This is a genomic window from Rathayibacter sp. AY1A7, assembly GCF_002930845.1.
Taxonomy (GTDB): Bacteria; Actinomycetota; Actinomycetes; order Actinomycetales; family Microbacteriaceae; genus Rathayibacter.
On the sequence record NZ_PSTL01000005.1, the window covers coordinates 1 to 17411 of the forward strand.

Below are 17411 nucleotides of genomic sequence, written 5' to 3' on the forward strand. Positions count from 1 at the left end.
GCCCCGCCTCCACACCGCGCCAGCGCCCCCCGAACGGGGAATGCGCGGGCGCTCGCCGCTGTTGTCTACCGATGACGGGACGGGGCTCGGCGCCCCGCCCACCGGACAGCTCGGAGGAGCCAGAGGCAGATGGCAGGAACAGGGATGAACAAGGGTCGAGGGGCGCGCGGCAGTGACGACGAGATCGTCTACCGCCGCCACGCGAACGGACGCGGCATGGTCGCTCCCGGATCGCGCGTCTCGGCGACCGCGTACGTGGAGACCGGCGCCTACGTGGAGCCCGGCGCGACCGTGGGCGAGCGCGCCTGGATCGGCGCGGGCAGCTGGGTCGACCGCGACGCCATGATCGGGCACAGCGCCTTCATCGGCGCGAACGTGCACGTCGGGCCCGAGGCGATCATCGGACCGGGGGCGCGGATCGGGAGCTACTCCCGCATCGGACGCTCGGCCGTGATCGCGACCGGCGCCCGCATCGACCGCGACACCGTGGTGCCCGACGGCGCCCGGAAGGGCATCGACGAGGCGAGCGAGAGCGGCCGCCGCGCGGCCTGACCCCCACGACCCTGTTCCGCCGGCTCCCCGGAGCGGCGGAATAGGGTCGTTCCATGTTCGAACTCCACCACCTCAGCGCCCAGGAGCAGTGGGACTGGCTGCAGCGCGGAGAGGTCACGCCTCTCGAGCTCGCCGATCACTACCTCGCCCGGATCGAGCGGTGGAACGGGGAGCTGGGCGCCTTCGCCACGGTGACCGCCGATCGGGCGCGGGAGCGGGCATCAGCGCTCGGCACCGGGCCCGGAACCGCTCCGCTCTGGGGCCTGCCGAGCGGCGACAAGGACCTCTGGCGGCGCGCGGGCGTGCGGACCGCATCCGGATCCCGGCTGCGCGAGCACCACGTGCCCACCGTCTCCGACGAGATCGTCGAGGTGCTCGACGCGGCGGGAGCGGTCAGCCTCGGCAAGACCGCGGCGCCCGAGTTCGGGATGCCCTCCTACACCGAGACGCGGATCGGCCCGCCCGCTGTCACGCCCTGGGACACCCGCCTCGGGGCCGGCGGATCCAGCGGAGGAGCAGCGGTCGCCGTCGCCGCGGGACTGCTGCCGTTCGCCCCCGCCTCGGACGGCGGCGGGTCCATCCGCATCCCCGCCGCGGCCTGCGGCCTGGTGGGACTGAAGCCCTCCCGCGGACGTGTCGCCGCGCTCTCCGGCATCGGCGGGGTCGGCGGCCTGACGGTCGCCGGGCCGATCACCCGCTCGGTCGCCGACGCGGGCCTCCTGCTCGAGGGCATGCTGGAGCGGACGAACGGCCGCCTCCCGCAGCGCTGGTCGCTCGGCGCGCCCGGTGACGGCGATGGCTCGTTCCTCGGCGCCGCGGTGCGCGGAGAGGGGCGCTTCCAGATCGGCGTGCTGACGGACTCGCCCTGGGACGAGGAGTACGAGATCGCTCTCGCTCCGGAGGCGCGCGCCGCGCTGGACGAGGGGATCGCCGCGCTGGCCGCCCTCGGCCACGGGCTCGAGGAGGCGTCGCTGCCCCCGAGCACCCCGTACCCCGCCGCGTTCCGGACGCTGTGGCAGAGCGGCGCGGCGACCCTGCCCGTCGAGGGCGCGGACCTCGATCTGCTGGAGCCGCTGACCCGCTGGCTGGTGGAGGAGGGACGCCGGCGCTCCGCCCGCGAGATCGTCGAGGCGGCGTCCTGGCTCTCGGGCTACGAGCGCGCGGTGATCGCGGCGTTCTCCGGCGTCGACGCGGTCCTGACGCCGTCGCTGGCGATGACGCCGCGCCCCGTCGGCTGGTACGACCTCGAGGATCCCGAGCGCAATTTCGAGCAGCAGTGCCTCTACACGCCGTACACGTCCTTCGTGAACGTGAGCGGCCTCCCCGCGATCACCCTTCCGCTGAGCACCACGGAGGAGGGCCTGCCGATGGGAGTCCAGCTGATCGGGCGACCCGGCGGCGAGGCGACGCTGCTGGCGATCGGCGCACAGCTCGAGCGGCGGGCGCGCTGGCAGAGGCGGCACCCGCCGCAGTGGTGACGGGCGAGGCCGCAGCGGTGACGGGTCCGGGCGCGGCCGCACGGCGGATGGTCAGGTCCGGCTCTGGTCACTGAGGTAAGCCTTGCCTATACTCGAACGCGATGTGCATGTTCGAGGACCGCGACGGCTCCGCGCCGGTCGACGTGAAGCAGTTCCTGATCGCGGGCGACGAGACCGTCGTGCCGTGGATCCAGAGCATCCTCGACACCCTCCCCGCGAACGCCCGCGGCCAGGTCTTCGTCGAGGTCGACGACGCGCGCGGACTGCCGCCGCTCGCCGCCCCCGGACGGGTCTGCGTCACCTGGCTCGGCCGCTCCGAGCGCTCGGGCGCCCCCGGCACCGGTGAGCGCTGCTCCCGCGGAGTCGCGCTCGACCGCGCGGTCCGGGCCTGGGTCGGCGAGATGTCGGTCGTCGACGGCGACTACCCGTGGGCCGACGGCCGCCACGACTTCTGCGCCTGGATCGGCGGGGCCGGCCCCGTCGTCGCCGAGCTCGCCGCCGACGTCGAGGCGCGCCTGCGCACCTCCGCCGAGCACGCCGCGCGCTGACCGTCCGCCGGGCGTCCCGGCTGAGTGTTAGGCAAGGCTTACCTTCTGTGCGAGACTGAGGCGATGCCTCCGACGACCGCCGCCCCCGCCCGACCGGCCTACCGGCCGTACCTCGCGACCGTCGCCGCAGCGACCCGGATCGCCCCGCACTTCATCCGCGTGACCCTCACCGGCACCGGCCTCGACCACGTCGGCTGCACCGGCCCCGACCAGCGCATCAAGCTCGTCGTCCCCACCGCAGCCTCCGACGCCCCCGCCTTCCTCGCCTCCGTCTCGGACCCCGACGGACCCGACGGACTCGACCCCGACTGGTACGGCCGCTGGCGACAGCTCCCCGACGAGCTCCGGAACCCGCTCCGCACCTACACCATCCGCGCCGTCCGCCCCGAGGACGCCGAGGTCGACATCGACTTCGCCGCCCACGGCGACACCGGACCGGCCTCCGCCTGGGTCGAGAGCGCCCGCGCCGGCGACCAGATCGTCATCATCGCGCCCGACACGCGCTCCGACCTCCCCGGCGGCGGAGTCGAGTTCCACCCCGGCGCCGCCACCTCCCTCCTCCTCGCCGGCGACGAGACGGCCGTCCCCGCCATCGCCGCGATCCTCGAGAGCCTCGACGACGACGCCACCGGAGCCGCGTTCCTCGAGGTCCCCACCGCCCACGACCGCCTCCCGCTCCGCCACCCCGCCGGCGTCCACGTCACCTGGATCGTCCGCGCCGACGCGGCAGCCCCCGGAGCGGCCCTCGGCGACGCGGTCCGCGCCTGGGCCACCCGCTTCCTCACCGCCCACCACCGCGGCGTCGACGTCAGCGACATCGACGTCGACCACGAGATGCTCTGGGAGGTCCCCGACGAGAGCACCGACCCCGGCCTCTACGCCTGGATCGCCGGAGAAGCCGGCGCCGTGAAGCTGATCCGCCGCTGCCTCGTCACCGAGCTCGGACTCGACCGGAAGCGCGTGGCGTTCATGGGGTACTGGCGCCTCGGCCGCCAAGAGTCCAACTGACCCGGAGCGCCGCAGGGCGACGTTCTGCGGCGTTGTCGTCGGGCGCGATACCGCCGGTATCGCTTCCTCCTCCGCCTTGCAGAACGTCGCCCTGCGACGCTCCGGGCGCTGCTCGTAGGGGTGCGGCGCGCCGGGGGCGCGACCGCGGGGGACGGCGCGCCGAGGGGGCGACCGCGGGGGACGGCGCGCCAGGGGCGCGGCCGCGGAGGACGATGCTGATCGAGTGGACCTCGCAGAGGGCGCCTCGAGAGTCATTGCCGACGGATTTCGCGCGTGATCGAGCGGTCCTCGGGTGCCCGGCGAGTCGGGCGATCGCGCCCGGACATGCTGATCGAGCAGCCCTCGGAGAGGGAGTATCGAGATCCACCCCGACCGATCTCGCGGCTGATCGAGCAGCTCGCGGGCACAGACCGAGTCGGGCGACCGCGCGCAGACCTGCTGATCGGGCAGCCCTCGGAGAGGGCGTGTCGAGATCCTCCCGGCGAGCGGGTCGGGTACTCCGCGCCGCCCCGGCGTCGAGTCGGCGGCGGCGGGGAGCGGCAGCGGGCTACAGGGTGGGCGAGACGCCCACGAGGCGGCTGGAGAGGGTCCAGAGGTCGTGGGCGAGAGCGCGGTCTCGGGCCTTGGGGTTCAGGGAGCCGTGCGGCGTCAGCTGGTCGAAGTAGGTGCCGCTGGCGGCGCCGACGTCGGGCTCGGAGGCGAGGGTGATCAGCGGCACCGCACCCGCCTCGGCGGAGATGCCGAAGGAGCCGACCGAGAGGCTCGTCATCAGCTTCATCATCGTGCTGTCGGCGCCGAAGCTCGTCGAGACGACGCCCGGGTGGAACGAGTACGCGTCGACCGACGTCGTCAGCAGCCGCTCCGCCAGCTCGCGGATGAAGAGGATCGTCACCAGCTTCGACGTGCCGTACGCCCGCCAGCCGCCGAGCCACGGACCGCGGCGGTTGTCGAGGTCGTCGAGCCTCAGGCGACCGAAGCGGTTCGCGAGGCTCGCCGTGGAGACGACGCGGACGCCGGCCCGCTCCCTCGAGGTCTCGATCATCCGCGGGAGCAGGAGCCGCGTGAGCAGGAACGGCGCGAGATGGTTGCTCTGGATCGTCCGCTCGTGGCCGTCGACCGTCTCGGCGCGGTGGGAGACGAGCCCGCCCGCGTTGTTCGCCAGCACGTCGATCCGCTCGTAGCGCTCGAGGAGGCCGTCGGCCAGGGCGCGGACGTCGTCGAGCCGGTCGAAGTCGGCCAGGAACGCGTCCCCTCCCACGTCGGCGGCGACCGCGCGGGTGCGCTCGGGGTTCCGCCCGACCACGGCCACGCGGGCACCGGCGGACGCCAGCGCTCCCGCCGCGACCCGGCCGATGCCGGAGCTCGCTCCGGTGAGGACGACGACGCGCCCCGTCATGTCAGTGACCACGGAGATATCCGCCCTTCTCGAGACCGGCTTCGATCTCGAATCGATTGCGCAGCGGATCGCGACCTGCCACCGTGTACGCGAACGGGAACCACATCCCGTAGAGCCGCCACTGCTCCTTGTGCACGGCCTCGTGCTCGAGGACGCTGTCGGAGACGTTGGTGCCCGTGAGGTAGCTCGTGCCGACGCAGGACCCTCCGCGGCCGAACGCCCAGGAGGGCAGACCGGTGAAGACGACGAGGCCGTGGCTGCGCCGGATCGGGCCCGTGCTCCACAGCGCGCCCCAGGCGAGTCCGACCGCGCACGCGAAGAGGTAGCCCGGCCGGGTGATCGCCGGATCCAGGGCCACCGTCGCGACGGCTCGACGGAGCGCGCTCACGCGCTGTCGCGTCCGTAGGTCTCGAGCAGCCGCAGCCAGACCTCGCTAATCGTCGGATAGGAGGGGACCGCGTGCCAGAGGCGCGAGAGAGGCACCTCGCCGACGACGGCGATCGTCGCGGAGTGGATCAGCTCGCCGACCTCCTTGCCGACGAAGGTGACGCCGAGGACGACCTTCCGGTCCTCGTCCACGACCATCCTCGCGGTGCCCGTGTAGCCGTCGGCGGCGAGGGCGGCGCCGGCGACCGAGCCGATCTCGTAGTCGACGACGCGGGTTCGGTAGCCGGCCTTCTCGGCGGCCGCGGCGGTGAGGCCGACCGACGCGACCTCGGGGTCGGTGAAGACGACCTGCGGCACGGCCTCGTGGTCCGCGGTCGCGACGTGCGCTCCCCAGGGGGCGTCGTGGACCTCGGCACCGGTGGCGCGCGCGACGATCACGTCGCCGGCCGCACGGGCCTGGTACTTGCCCTGGTGCGTGAGCAGTGCGCGGTGGTTCACCTCGCCGACCCCGTAGAGCCACGGACGCCCGCCGCCGAGGGGAGCACCGTCGCCGCCCAGCACGAGCATCGTGTCGTCGACCGTCAGCGAGGAGCCGGGCTCGAGGCCCACCGTCTCGAGGCCGACGTCGCGGGTGTGCGGGGCGCGGCCGGTCGCGGCGAGCACCTGGTCGGCCTCGATGACGTCGCCGCCCTCGAGCGTCACGGCCACGGTGCCGTCGGACCGGCGCTCGACCGAGACGGGCGAGTCGCCGAGGCGCAGGTCGACGCCGAGCTCCTGGAGCGCCGAGCCGACGAGCTCGCCGGCGAAGGGCTCGAACGGCGCGAGGAGTCCGCTGCGGGCGACGAGCGTGACGGAGGAGCCCATGCCGGCGTAGGCGGTCGCCATCTCGGTCGCGACGACTCCGCCGCCGATGACGACGAGGCGCGGCGGCACCTCCTCGGCCGAGGTGGCCTCGCGGCTCGTCCAGGGGGATGCCGCGCGCAGGCCAGGGATGTCGGGGACGACGGCGGTGGTGCCGGTCGCGACGGCGACGGCGGAGCGGGCGCGGAGCACGCGCACCTCGCCGTCGGGTCCGGTCACGGTCACCTCGCGCTCGCCGCTCAGGCGGCCGTGCCCGCGGACGAGCTCGATGCCGGCGCCCTCGAGCCACTGCACCTGGCCGTGGTCGTCGAAGTGGCTGGTGAAGGAGTCGCGGCGAGCCAGGAGCGCGGGCACGTCGACTCCTCCGCTCACCGCCTGCGCCGCGCCGGGGAGATCACGGGCGGCGCGGAGCGCCATCGGCGGCCGCAGCAGCGCCTTCGAGGGCATGCACGCCCAGTAGGAGCACTCGCCCCCGACGAGCTCGCTCTCGACGACGGCCGCGGTGAGGCCGCCCTGGACCGCGCGGTCCGCGAGGTTCTCGCCCACCGGCCCTGCTCCGATGACGATGACGTCGAACTCGTCCGTCGTGCTGCTCATGCTGTCTCCCTGGGGTTCTCGGAGGCGTCGAGCCCCGTCGTCGGTGGGTGCCCGGCGCTCAATGCGCCGGCACGATCTCGGCCCGCCAGCCGTCGTAGCGGCCGCCGTGGCTCTCGACCGCCTCGATCACCTGGCGGAGGAACGCGGTGGTCGACTCCTCGTCGACCGCGGCGTGGTGGCTCGCGACGAGGACCTGCCTCAGCCTCAGCCGCGAGATCGCGATCTGGAAGCCGGAGGCCACGAGGACGCGCCCGGCCCGTCGTGCGGTGCTGCGGCGGGAGAAGACGGCGAAGTGGTCGACCTCGCGCAGCTCCCACACCTGGTCGCCGTAGCGGAGCCGGATCTCGAGCTGCTGCGCGGCCCGCTCCTGCTGCGCCTCGAGGGAGGAGCCGCCGGGCGCCGTGACGGTGGTGCTCTCGTCGCTCATCGTCCGGTGAACTCCGCCGTCGTGCGCTGGAGGAAGGCCTCGGTGCCGATGCGCGCGTCCTCGGACGCCGCGAGACGCGCGAGCGCCCCGGGGAGCGCGGCCGCGGCCTCGGCGTCGGACGCGGCGACCGCGAGCCGGGCACTGGCCAGGGCGGCCTGCACGGCGAGCGGCGCCTGCGCGGCGATCCGGGCGGCCAGAGCCCAGGCCGCCTCGGCGACCGTACCGTCCGGGACGACCTGCTGCACGAGGCCGATGCGGTGGGCCTCCTCGGCGTCGAAGAGGTCGCCGGTGAGGATCCAGCGCATCGCGTCGCCCCAGCCGACGGCGCGAGGGAAGCGCAGCGTCGCTCCGCCGAAGGGCAGGATGCCGCGGGCGACCTCGATCTGGCCGAAGCGGGTGGACCGCTCGGCGAGGACGACGTCGCTCGCGAGCGCGAGCTCGATGCCGAGCGTGAGGCAGGTGCCCTGGAGGCCGATGACCACCGGCTTGCTCACGGGGCGGGTCCGCAGGCCCCAGGGGTCGAGACCGCCCTCGGGCACGAAGTCCAGGCCGTCGGAGCCCAGGCGGGGCCCGATGTCGGCGAGGTCGAGCCCGGCCGTGAAGTGCCCGCCCTCGGCGAGGACGACGCCGGCGCGCAGCTCCGGGTCGCGGTCGAGCTCGCCGTACGCGGACGCCAGCTCCGCGAGCAGCCGCAGATCGGCGGCGTTGCGCTTCTCGGGCCGGTCCAGCACGATCGCGAGCACGGTCCCGCGCCGCTCGGTGCGCACGCGCGGTCTCTCGTCGCTCATCGTTCCTCCGCTCGGTCGCGTCCGACCATCTTGCCGGGTGCCGCCGACACGCGCTCGGGCTTGCGCGCCGATGGCAGGGCTCTCTCAGGCCCCGCGGGACAGAGCGCCGAGGAGGCGGAGGATCGTGGGCAGGTCGTCCTCGGCCGCGGTCGGCGACGACGGGGCGAACGAGGTGACGCCGGCGCCCGCGAGCGGGAAGCGGGACCGGAGGGCGTCGAGGCTCGCGACGAGGCGCGAGGCGGGCACGCCGAAGGGCACGGGGTCGAACAGCCCGGCGAGGTCGGCGGGGTCGAGCACGTCCAGGTCGAGGTGCACGTAGACGGAGGCGGCACCGGTCGCCTCGACCGCCGCGACGAGCGACTCCGGGTCGAGGGCGTCCGCGGTCAGCACCGCGGCCCCCCGCTCGACCAGCGGCTCGAGCTCGCCGTCGTCGGCGGAGCGGACACCGGCGAGGACGACGCGCTCGTCGGCCACCCGCTCCTCGGCGCCCGCGCTCAGGAGGCCGACGCCGCGGCCCAGCGCGGCCGAGAGGACCATGCCGCAGAAGGCGCCGCTGGGGGAGGACTCGGGAGTGTGCGCGTCCGGGTGGGCGTCGAGCCAGACCAGCGCGACCGGACCCGGTGCCGAGCGCACGGCGTGCCCGATCGCCGCGAACTCGACGCCGCAGTCGCCGCCGATCGTGATCACGGGATCGGTGCGGCCCGAGAGGGCCTCGCGCACCCGCTCGGCGACGGTGGCGACCGAGGCGTAGCGGCGGATGCCGGTGTCCTGGGCGTCGCCCGCCTCGGCGGGGATGTCGAGGGTCGTGGTGGCGGAGGAGGGCAGATCGCCCCGGATCGCCTCGGCTCCGTCGACGAGGCGCATCGCGCGCGTCGACGCCGAGCCCTGCCACTGGGGGACGACGAGGAAGGAGGCCATGTCCCTCACTATGGCACGCGCGCCGGTGCCGGGTGCCTGCGTGCTCAGGCCGCGGGCAGGCCTCCGGGAACGGCTGCTGGGCGGATCGACGGGGGTGCGCCGTCGAGGTCGACCAGGGCCTCGTCGAGTGCGGAGCGGGCGCGGTCGGCGGCGGCGCGGGCCTCGTCCAGAGCGCCGGCCGGATCGCCTGCCGCACGGCGCACCGCGGTATCCAGCTGCCCGAGCGTCTCCTCGGCGAGGATCCGGGGTGCCGCGGTGATGCGCTCGCCGTGCACGGCGGCCAGGAGCAGCACCGACTCGGCGCCGAGCCGGGCCGCGGTGCGCGCCGCCTCGAACAGCAGGAGCTGGCGCTCGGCCTGGGCGCGCGGCTCGCGGTATCCGGAGACGACGGCGTCCAGAGCGGAGTCGGCGTCGAGCAGCAGGACCAGCAGCGCGGCAGGATCGTGGCGGGCGCCGGCCGACCGGGCGTCGTCGGCGTCGAGGAGGAGCGACCGTGCCGCGGCGCACGCGACGGCCACGTCGGCGGCGGAGGCGAGCTGCGCCGAGGTGCGCAGGTCGGAGAGGGTGGCGGCCCGCTCCAGGTCGTCCCGCACGGAGCGCTCGACGCCGCTCAGCTGCACCTCGGCGCGGGTCACGAGCCCGACCAGCGAGTCGACCGCGTCGAGCAGGGCGCCGGGATCGGGGGAGCCGCCGGCGGCGACGTGCTCGACGGCCTCGCGCAGCGGTCGGACCCGGCGCTCGGGAGTGGTCCCGGCGAGGACGGAGACCTCGGAGCGCGCCTGCTGCACGCGCTCCAAGAGGGACGGGCTCGGCGAGGTCACTCCGTGATCGTACGGCCGGAGTGTGACACCGCGTGACACGGCGGTTCGACCGGCGGCGGCGGCGTGCCCAGGATGGAGTCATGACCCGCTCGCTCGCCATCGTCGAGGTCGCCCGCGTGCGACCGGGCCGCGAGGAGTACCACGCCTACGTGCAGATCCTGAACGGCCGCATCCTCGCCCTCGCGCACGAGCGCGGCTGGCGGGCGGAGCGCTTCGCCGCCGAGGAGCTGGGCACGGAGGAGCTGCTGGCGCGCACGGCGGGGGCGGACGCCCTCGTCCTCGCGGGCGGCGAGGACATCGCTCCCGAGCAGTACGGCGCCGACCGCGGCTACCCGGCCGAGGGCCCCCACGCGGAGCGCGCGGATGCCGCCCAGATCGCGCTGGTGCACCGGGCACTGGCCCGCCGGACCCCGCTGCTGGGCATCTGCCGCGGCCTGCAGATCGTCAACGTCGCGCTCGGCGGCACGCTGGTGCAGGACCTGGGTCCGGAGGCGGAGCACGTCAACGCGGCGGCCCCCGCTCACCAGCGCATGCACCGGCACGAGGTCGGGCTCGCGGCGGGCTCCGTGCTCGGCGGGCTCTTCGGGTCCGAGGCGCTCGCGGTGCAGAGCGCGCACCACCAGGCGGTCGACCTGCTCGCTCCGGGGCTGCGGGTCGTCGCCCGGGCGGAGGACGGCGTGATCGAGGCCGTCGAGCACGTCGCGGCCCCCCTCGTGGGCGTGCAGTGGCACCCCGAGGACCCGGACGCTCCCGCCGGTCAGCTGGCGACGCTGCTCGACGGGCTGGCGCTCGCCGCCGCCCGCGGGGAGTTCGCGCTGCCCCTCGCCGCCTGAGCGGCCGGGGCTCCCCGCGGGCGACCGGGCTCAGCGGGCCAGTCGGGCCATCCACGCCTCGATGTCGTCGGCCGAGCGCGGGATGCCGGCCGAGAGGTTCTCGGCGCCGTCGGCGGTGACGAGCACGTCGTCCTCGATCCGGACGCCGATGCCGCGCAGCTCCTCCGGGACCGTGAGGTCGTCGGGCTGGAAGTAGAGGCCGGGCTCGATCGTGAAGACCATGCCCTCCTCGACCAGTCCGTCGAGGTACATCTCGCGCCGTGCCCGGGCGCAGTCGTGCACGTCGAGCCCGAGGTGGTGGCTGGTGCCGTGGACCATGTAGCGGCGGTGCTGCTGGTTGTCGGCCTCGATCGCCTCCTCGGCGCTGACCGGCAGCAGGCCCCAGTCGGCGGTGCGCCGCGCGATGACGGCCATCGCCGCGGCGTGAACCTCGCGGAAGCGGATGCCGGGTCGGACGATCGCGAACGCGGCGTCGGCCGCCTCCCGCACCGTCTCGTGAACCTGGCGCTGGGCGTCCGTGTAGCGGCCGTCCACCGGGAAGGTGCGCGTGATGTCGGCGGTGTAGTAGCTGTCCTGCTCGACGCCGGCGTCCAGCAGCACCAGCTGGCCGGGGCGCACCGGCCCGTCGTTGCGCGTCCAGTGCAGGATGCAGGCGTGGGGGCCCGCCGCGGCGATGGTGTCGTAGCCGACCGCGTTGCCGTCGGCGCGCGCGCGTCCGTTGAAGACGCCCTCGATCAGGCGCTCGCCCTTCTCGTGGGCGATGATGCGCGGCAGGTCGGAGAGGACGTCCTCGAAGCCGCGGCCCGTCGCGCCGACGGCGGCGCGCAGCTCGGCGATCTCGTAGGCGTCCTTGACCAGGCGGAGCTCGGCGATGTCGCGCTCGAGCGCCGCGTCGCGGTCCGCCCGCTCGTCGGCCTCGATCGCGTCGAGACGGCCGGTCACCGCCGGGTCGGCCTCGCGCAGCACGGCGAGGGGGACGCCGTCGTGCGCGTCGAGGACCGCGTCGAGCTCGGCGATCCCGCGGGTGGCGAGGCCGAGATCGCTCGCGACCTGCGCGAGCGACGGACGCGGCCCGATCCAGAACTCGCCGATCTCGGGGTTGGCGTAGAACTCGTCGGAGTCGCGGCCCGCACGCTCGCGGAAGTAGAGCGTCGCGCTGTGGCCGGACCCGGCGGGCTCGAGGACGAGGACCGCGCCGGGCTCGGAGTCGGAGCCCCAGCCGGTGAGCCAGGTGAAGGCCGAGTGCGCACGGAACGGGTAGTCGGTGTCGTTCGCGCGCTGCTTGAGGCGGCCCGCCGGGACGACGATGCGCACGCCGGTGTGCAGCGCGGAGAGGCGCTCGCGGCGGGAGGCGGCGAAGGACGCCTGCTCGCGCGGAGCAGGCAGCGGCTCCTCCCGCTCGGCCCAGCCGGACGCGATGAAGTCGCGGAAGCGGTCGGAGGCGGGGGTCGTCGAGCGGTTCGCGGTGGCGCGGGGGCGCGGGGCGGCGGCGGGGTCGGGCGTCTGAGCGGCGGTCCGCTCCTCCGTGTTCGTCATGACTCCCATTGTCCTCCTCCGCACGGCCGCGGGGGCCGCCACGGGCCGGGCGGGGGAGGAGGACGGGGAGTCGGCGTCGGGGAGGAACGTCAGGACGCGTCCTTCACCATCCCGCGGACCGAGAGCTGGACGACCAGCGGCCGGTGGTCGCTCCCGGCGTCGTCGCGGTCGTCGACGACCTGGTAGCCCGAGACCTCCCAGCGTCCGGAGAAGAGGACGTGGTCGATCGGGGCGCCGAGCGCGGGCGGGACCGAGGACGGCCAGGTGCCCAGGGCGGCGCCGCCCGCGACGGTCCCCGCGTCGCGGCAGCCGCCCAGCGCGGCCGAGCCCGGCAGCCCGGTCCAGTGGTCGACCGTGGAGTTCAGATCGCCGAGGACCACGACGTCCTCCTCCGCGGAGCAGAGCGCGGAGACCGAGAGCAGATCGCTCCGCCACTCCGCGAGGCGCGAGGGGATCGGCGCCATGGTGTGCACCGCGGCGAGGACGGGGCGCTCGGGAGTGTCGGGGCGTGCGACGAGGGACGGTGTCGATCCGGTGACGACCGCGGCGGTGTCGACGCTGTAGCCGCCGAGCGAGGGGGAGAGCAGCAGGGCCGCCCCGTCGTCGGCGCCCGACCCGGCGTAGTGGAGGGTCATCGACATCCCCTGGGCGCTGAGCGCGTTCACGACGTCCTGCGCGTGCGTCTGCGAGACCTCGAGGAGGGCGATGCCGTCGACCGCGCTCTCCCGGGCGAGCGAGGCGATCGTGTCGACGGGCACGCCGTCGTGCAGCACGTTCCAGGTCGCGAGGCGCACGTCGGCGAGGCGGTGGGCGCGCGGAGCGGCGGAGTCGTAGCCCCGCGCTCCCTGCACTCCCGCGAGCACGAGCGCGAAGACGACGCCGAGCGCCGCGAGGGCCAGCGCGAGGCGCCTGACCGGAGCGACGAGGACCGCGATCACGACCAGGACAGCGGCGAGCCCGACGGCCGCCGCGCCCGTCGCGAGCCGGAACGGCACCAGCTGGGCGAAGGGGGCCTCCCGGGCGATCCCGAAGAAGCCGGGTGCCGCGACCACCAGCAGAGCGATCGCCACGATCACCGCCACCGCGGTCTTCACCAGTCTCGTCCCCATCGCCGCCCAGGCTACTAGGGCATCGGAGGGCTCGCAGGCGGCGCGTCTACGATGAGCGCATGCATGTCGACGGGGGCCGTTACGACCTCCACACCCACTCCGTCGTCTCCGACGGCACCGAGGCTCCGGCCGTCCTGGTGCGGGCCGCGGCTGCGGCCGGGCTCGCCGGAGTGGCGCTCACCGACCACGACACGACCGGCGGCTGGGCCGAGGCGCTCGCCGCGGCCGAGGAGGCGGGCATCGACCTGCTGCCCGGCATGGAGCTCTCCTCCCGCGTCGGCTGGGCCAGCGTCCACGTCCTCGCATACCTCGTCGATCCGGCGGATCCGGGGCTCGTGGCCGAGACCGCGCGCATCCGCTCAGCCCGCACGCACCGCGCGGAGGCGATCGTCACCGCGATCGCGGCCGACTACGACCTCACCTGGGACGACGTCCTCGCCCAGACCAGCCCGGGCACGACCATCGGGCGTCCGCACATCGCCGACGCGCTCGTCGCCCGCGGCCTGGCCACCGACCGCTCCGCGGCCTTCGCGGGGATCCTCGACTGGCGCGGCGGCTACTACCGCCCGCACTACGCGCCCGACCCGGTCGACGCCGTGCGCCTGGTCCGCGCGGCGGGCGGGGTCCCGGTCATCGCGCACCCGGCCGCGAGCGCCCGCGGGATCGCGGTCGAGTCGATCCTCCCGCAGCTCGTCGACGCCGGCCTGTTCGGCCTCGAGGTCGAGCACCGCGAGAACACGGCCGACGGCCAGCGCCGCCTGCGCGAGCTCGCCGAGCAGTACTCGCTCGTCACCACGGGCTCGAGCGACTACCACGGCACGGGCAAGCCCAACCGCCTGGGCGAGAACACGACCGCGCGCGCGACCGTCGACGCGATCCGCTCCTCCGCCCGCTGAGTCGCGGAGAGCCGCTGACAGGCGGAGAGCCGCCGGATCACCGTGACCGCTGAGGGGCGGAGAGCCGCTGAGTCGCGTGGGGACACCGCTGAGTCGCGGGAGAGCCGCTGAGACGCCGAGAGCCCGCCCTCCCGCGACGGATCGCGGGGGGACGGGCTCGGGGCGCGGAGGCTCAGGCCTGCGCGTCGGGGCGCGGCGAGCGGCGGCGCGACCGGGTGCGGCGGCGCGGCTCGCTGTTGCCGTCGTGGTGCTCCTTGCTCTCGCTCGAGGGAGCGGGGCCGGTCTGCTGCGGAGCGGTCGAGTCGGCGGAGTCGGAGCGGGTGCGGCGACGCGGCGGCCGGTCGCCCCGCTCGGAGCGCTCGCCGCGGTCGGAGCGCTCGCCCCGGTCCGGGCGCGCGTCGGCCTTCGCCTCGGCGGGGATCGGGGTCGGCTTCAGCCGTCCCTTGGTCCCCGCGGGGATGTCGAGGTCGGTGTAGAGGTGCGGCGACGACGAGTAGGTCTCGACCGGGTCGGGCTGGCCGAACTCCAGCGCCCGGTTGATGAGGGCCCACTTGTGCAGGTCCTCCCAGTCGACGAAGGTCACCGCGATGCCGGTCTTGCCCGCGCGCCCGGTGCGGCCGACGCGGTGCAGGTAGGTCTGGTCGTCGTCCGGGATCGTGTGGTTGATCACGTGGGTGACGTCGTTCACGTCGATGCCGCGCGCGGCGACGTCGGTGGCGATCAGGATGTCCTTCTTGCCGGCCTTGAACGCCGCCATCGCGCGCTCGCGCTGCTCCTGGTTGAGGTCTCCGTGCACGGCTGCCGCGTTGAAGCCGCGGTCGTTGAGCTCCTCGACGATGCGGGCCGCGGCGCGCTTCGTGCGGGTGAAGATGACGGTCTTGCCGCGGCCCTCGGACTGCAGGATGCGCGCGATGACCTCGTCCTTGTCGAGCGAGTGCGCCCGGTAGACGATGTGCTTGATGTTCGCCTGCGTGATGCCCTCGTCGGGGTCGGTCGCGCGGATGTGGATGGGCTTGTTCATGAAGCGGCGCGCGAGCGCGACGATCGCGCCCGGCATCGTCGCCGAGAAGAGCATGGTGTGGCGGGTGGGCGGCGTCTGCGCGAACAGCTTCTCGATGTCCGAGAGGAAGCCCAGGTCGAGCATCTTGTCGGCCTCGTCGAGGACCATCACCTGCACGTTGGCGAGCGAGAGCAGGCGCTGCCCGGCGAGGTCGAGGAGGCGGCCGGGGGTGCCGACGACGATCTGCGCGCCGGCCTTCAGCTGCTCGATCTGGCCCTCGTAGGCCTTGCCGCCGTAGATCGAGACGATCTTGGTCGGCCGGTTGGAGGCGGCCAGCTCGATGTCCTCGGTGACCTGCACGGCGAGCTCGCGGGTCGGGACGACGATGAGCGCCTTGACGCCCGGCTCCGGGTCGGTGCCGAGGGCCTGGATGAGGGGGAGGCCGAAGCCGAAGGTCTTGCCGGTGCCGGTCTTGGCCTGGCCGATGATGTCCTGCTTCTGCAGGGCCAGGGGGATCGTCTGCTCCTGGATGGGGAACGGCTCGAGGATGCCCTTGGCGGCGAGTGCGGCGACGATGTCGTCGTCGATGTTCAGATCGGAGAAAGTCACGGAGTGAAGCGCCTGTCGTGTCGAACGGTCTACGCCCCTGTACGACTCCGGGCGCAGGGTCACCGATCCAGCGCCGGTGACATCCCGGCGAGTCTACTGCTCCCGGCCCCGCCGGCCCCGGAACCCCGCTCCTCCGGCGCCCTATGCTGAGGAAATGGCTGCCTGGTTCCGACGTCGACGTCCCCTGCTCGAGGTGCCCCGCCTGACGCCCCGCGGGGAGTCGAGCCAGAAGCGCGACCGCGTCGACCTCGCCGACCTCACCCCCGAGGTGCTGCCCTACCTCGGCCAGGTCGCCTACCTCCAGCTCGCGGTGTTCGAGGTGCTGGCGCGCGCCGTCGCCGAGACCGACGACCTCGCGGACAAGGAGGCCATCTCCTCCGCCGCCGGCACGGCGCTCGCGAAGCACCACGCCGTCGTCGCCGAGCTGCGCCGCCGCGACGTGGAGCCCGGCGAGGCCATGGCGCCGTTCCGCCCAGCGATCGACACCTTCGAGCGGCTCACCCGCGGGGCGGACCTCCACGAGACGCTGCTCTCGGCGTACATCACGGCGGGTCTGCTCGACGACTTCTTCATCCGCCTCACCGGCGGGCTGCCCACCGACGTGGGGCCGCGCATCGCGCAGACGCTCGGCGCGGACACGGGCGTCGACGGCGTGATCGCGATCCTCCGCCGCGAGATCGCCGCGGACGAGCGCCTGGGCTCGCGCCTGGCCGTCTGGGGCCGCCGCCTGGTGGGCGACACCCTCCTCGTGGCGCGCTCCGCGCTGATGGGCTCGGGCAACCACGACTCCGACGAGTCGCGGATCGAGCCGGTGTTCACCGAGCTCATCGCCTCGCACACGCGCCGGATGGACGCGCTGGGGCTCACGGCCTGACGGTTCCCGGCGTCGCACTGCGCCGGAATCCGGAACGACGGAGGCGCGGAAGTCCGAGGACTCCCGCGCCTCCGGCTCGGATCAGGGGGCGACGCGTCCCGAGAGCATCGCCTGCAGGGAGGCCTCGTCGCGGCGGGCGCGGCTGCGCCCGAGCGAGAGGCCGATCGGGACGACGACCACGGCGGTCGCGACGAGGGACAGGACCCAGATCAGGCCGCCGTCCCACGGCAGGCCCGCCCAGGTCAGTGCGACCCAGACGACTGCGGCGACGAGGCCGCCGATCGCCGGGACCAGCACGGAGCCGTGCAGGTGCCGGTGCGGCAGCCCGTAGCGCGCGGCGAGACCGATCAGGACCCCGAACAGGGTGATGAAGAGGAGCTCCACGACGTGTCCGCCCGGGACGCTCTAGGCGACGAAGCCGACGCGGCGCGACTCCTCGGAGCCGACCTCGACGAAGGCGATGGTGGCGGTCGGGACGATGTAGATCTTGCCCTTCTCGTCGCGGAGGCGGAGGACGGCGGTGCCGGCCTCGAGAGCGGTGGTCACCGTCTTCTCGACCTCGGTCACGGACATCGACGACTCGAAGTTGAGCTCGCGCGGGGTGTTGACCATTCCAATACGGATTTCCACCAGCAGTGCCTTTCGGGAGGGGACGAGGGTGTCAGGATACGGGACCGCGCTCGGACGACCGCGCCGGTTTCGCGGTGAGCGGAGCGGGCGGCCGGGGCTCCCGGCGGGGACGGGCGGGAGTGTCGGACCCGGTGGCTACCGTG

General features: G+C 74.4%; 19 protein-coding genes. 7 read left to right on the forward strand and 12 right to left on the reverse strand.

The window, feature by feature from the left end:
* Positions 1–144 precede the first annotated feature (144 nt).
* The 4 genes from C5B95_RS05930 (at position 145) to C5B95_RS05945 (ending at position 3586) form a co-directional block, all read left to right on the forward strand.
* Positions 145–552 carry a transferase gene (locus tag C5B95_RS05930; RefSeq protein ID WP_104334124.1) on the forward strand — a complete coding sequence of 136 codons (408 nt, stop codon included), beginning with the start codon at positions 145–147 and terminating at the stop codon, positions 550–552.
* A gap of 53 nt (positions 553–605) precedes the next feature.
* Complete coding sequence (locus C5B95_RS05935) at positions 606–2030, forward strand: amidase (RefSeq protein WP_104348694.1); 1425 nt, start codon at positions 606–608, stop codon at positions 2028–2030.
* Positions 2031–2131: 101 nt separating this feature from the next.
* Entirely contained in the window at positions 2132–2578 is a 447-nt protein-coding gene (locus C5B95_RS05940) for an SIP domain-containing protein (protein WP_104248226.1), read from the forward strand.
* Between the two features lie 63 nt (positions 2579–2641).
* Entirely contained in the window at positions 2642–3586 is a 945-nt protein-coding gene (locus C5B95_RS05945) for a siderophore-interacting protein (protein ID WP_104256203.1), read from the forward strand.
* 547 nt (positions 3587–4133) lie between these two features.
* Here the strand turns inward: C5B95_RS05945 and C5B95_RS05950 are convergent.
* From C5B95_RS05950 to C5B95_RS05980, 7 genes are all read right to left on the reverse strand, one after another.
* On the reverse strand, positions 4134–4994 hold the full coding sequence (locus tag C5B95_RS05950) for an SDR family NAD(P)-dependent oxidoreductase (RefSeq protein WP_258059835.1): 861 nt from the start codon (positions 4992–4994) through the stop codon (positions 4134–4136).
* Entirely contained in the window at positions 4984–5370 is a 387-nt protein-coding gene (locus C5B95_RS05955; RefSeq protein WP_104227423.1) for a Fe-S oxidoreductase, read from the reverse strand. Before C5B95_RS05955 ends, C5B95_RS05950 begins: the two co-directional genes overlap by 11 nt.
* Positions 5367–6827, reverse strand: coding sequence for an NAD(P)/FAD-dependent oxidoreductase (locus tag C5B95_RS05960; RefSeq protein WP_104348696.1), 1461 nt, complete (start codon positions 6825–6827; stop codon positions 5367–5369). The genes C5B95_RS05955 and C5B95_RS05960 overlap by 4 nt, the downstream gene beginning before the upstream one ends.
* A 58-nt stretch (positions 6828–6885) precedes the next feature.
* On the reverse strand, positions 6886–7254 hold the full coding sequence (locus C5B95_RS05965) for a ribonuclease E inhibitor RraB (RefSeq protein ID WP_104225032.1): 369 nt from the start codon (positions 7252–7254) through the stop codon (positions 6886–6888).
* A complete protein-coding gene (locus C5B95_RS05970) occupies positions 7251–8042 on the reverse strand; it encodes a crotonase/enoyl-CoA hydratase family protein (protein ID WP_104256199.1) in 792 nt (263 codons plus the stop codon). The genes C5B95_RS05965 and C5B95_RS05970 overlap by 4 nt, the downstream gene beginning before the upstream one ends.
* Positions 8043–8126: 84 nt before the next feature.
* A complete protein-coding gene (locus C5B95_RS05975; protein WP_104256198.1) occupies positions 8127–8960 on the reverse strand; it encodes an arginase family protein in 834 nt (277 codons plus the stop codon).
* Between the two features lie 44 nt (positions 8961–9004).
* The gene (locus tag C5B95_RS05980) at positions 9005–9781 is read right to left on the reverse strand and encodes a hypothetical protein (protein ID WP_104348697.1); all 777 of its coding nucleotides are present in this window, start codon (positions 9779–9781) and stop codon (positions 9005–9007) included.
* 80 nt (positions 9782–9861) lie between these two features.
* Here C5B95_RS05980 and C5B95_RS05985 point away from each other — a divergent pair, with 80 nt between their 5' ends.
* Positions 9862–10614: a gamma-glutamyl-gamma-aminobutyrate hydrolase family protein gene (locus C5B95_RS05985; protein ID WP_104225036.1), complete on the forward strand. Its 753-nt coding sequence runs from the start codon at positions 9862–9864 to the stop codon at positions 10612–10614.
* 30 nt (positions 10615–10644) lie between these two features.
* On the opposite strand, the gene C5B95_RS05990 is transcribed toward C5B95_RS05985, so the two are convergent.
* Positions 10645–12150, reverse strand: a complete 1506-nt coding sequence (locus C5B95_RS05990) for an aminopeptidase P family protein (protein ID WP_258059838.1) — start codon at positions 12148–12150, stop codon at positions 10645–10647.
* An 89-nt stretch (positions 12151–12239) separates the two neighbouring features.
* Complete coding sequence (locus C5B95_RS05995) at positions 12240–13259, reverse strand: endonuclease/exonuclease/phosphatase family protein (protein ID WP_104256196.1); 1020 nt, start codon at positions 13257–13259, stop codon at positions 12240–12242.
* A 59-nt stretch (positions 13260–13318) separates the two neighbouring features.
* On the opposite strand from C5B95_RS05995, the gene C5B95_RS06000 reads away from it, so the two are divergent.
* Positions 13319–14155, forward strand: a complete 837-nt coding sequence (locus tag C5B95_RS06000) for a PHP domain-containing protein (protein WP_104348699.1) — start codon at positions 13319–13321, stop codon at positions 14153–14155.
* Positions 14156–14327: 172 nt separating this feature from the next.
* Here the strand turns inward: C5B95_RS06000 and C5B95_RS06005 are convergent, their stop codons facing one another.
* Positions 14328–15764, reverse strand: a complete 1437-nt coding sequence (locus tag C5B95_RS06005) for a DEAD/DEAH box helicase (RefSeq protein ID WP_104224844.1) — start codon at positions 15762–15764, stop codon at positions 14328–14330.
* A gap of 154 nt (positions 15765–15918) precedes the next feature.
* Between C5B95_RS06005 and C5B95_RS06010 the strand changes: the two genes are divergently transcribed.
* Positions 15919–16638, forward strand: a complete 720-nt coding sequence (locus C5B95_RS06010) for a ferritin-like fold-containing protein (protein ID WP_104247820.1) — start codon at positions 15919–15921, stop codon at positions 16636–16638.
* Between the two features lie 81 nt (positions 16639–16719).
* Here C5B95_RS06010 and C5B95_RS06015 read toward each other — a convergent pair whose 3' ends face one another.
* Positions 16720–17022 (reverse strand): hypothetical protein, encoded by a 303-nt coding sequence (locus tag C5B95_RS06015; RefSeq protein WP_104348700.1) that lies wholly within the window; start codon positions 17020–17022, stop codon positions 16720–16722.
* A gap of 21 nt (positions 17023–17043) precedes the next feature.
* Positions 17044–17268 (reverse strand): DUF3107 domain-containing protein, encoded by a 225-nt coding sequence (locus C5B95_RS06020; protein WP_104224841.1) that lies wholly within the window; start codon positions 17266–17268, stop codon positions 17044–17046.
* Positions 17269–17411 lie beyond the last annotated feature (143 nt).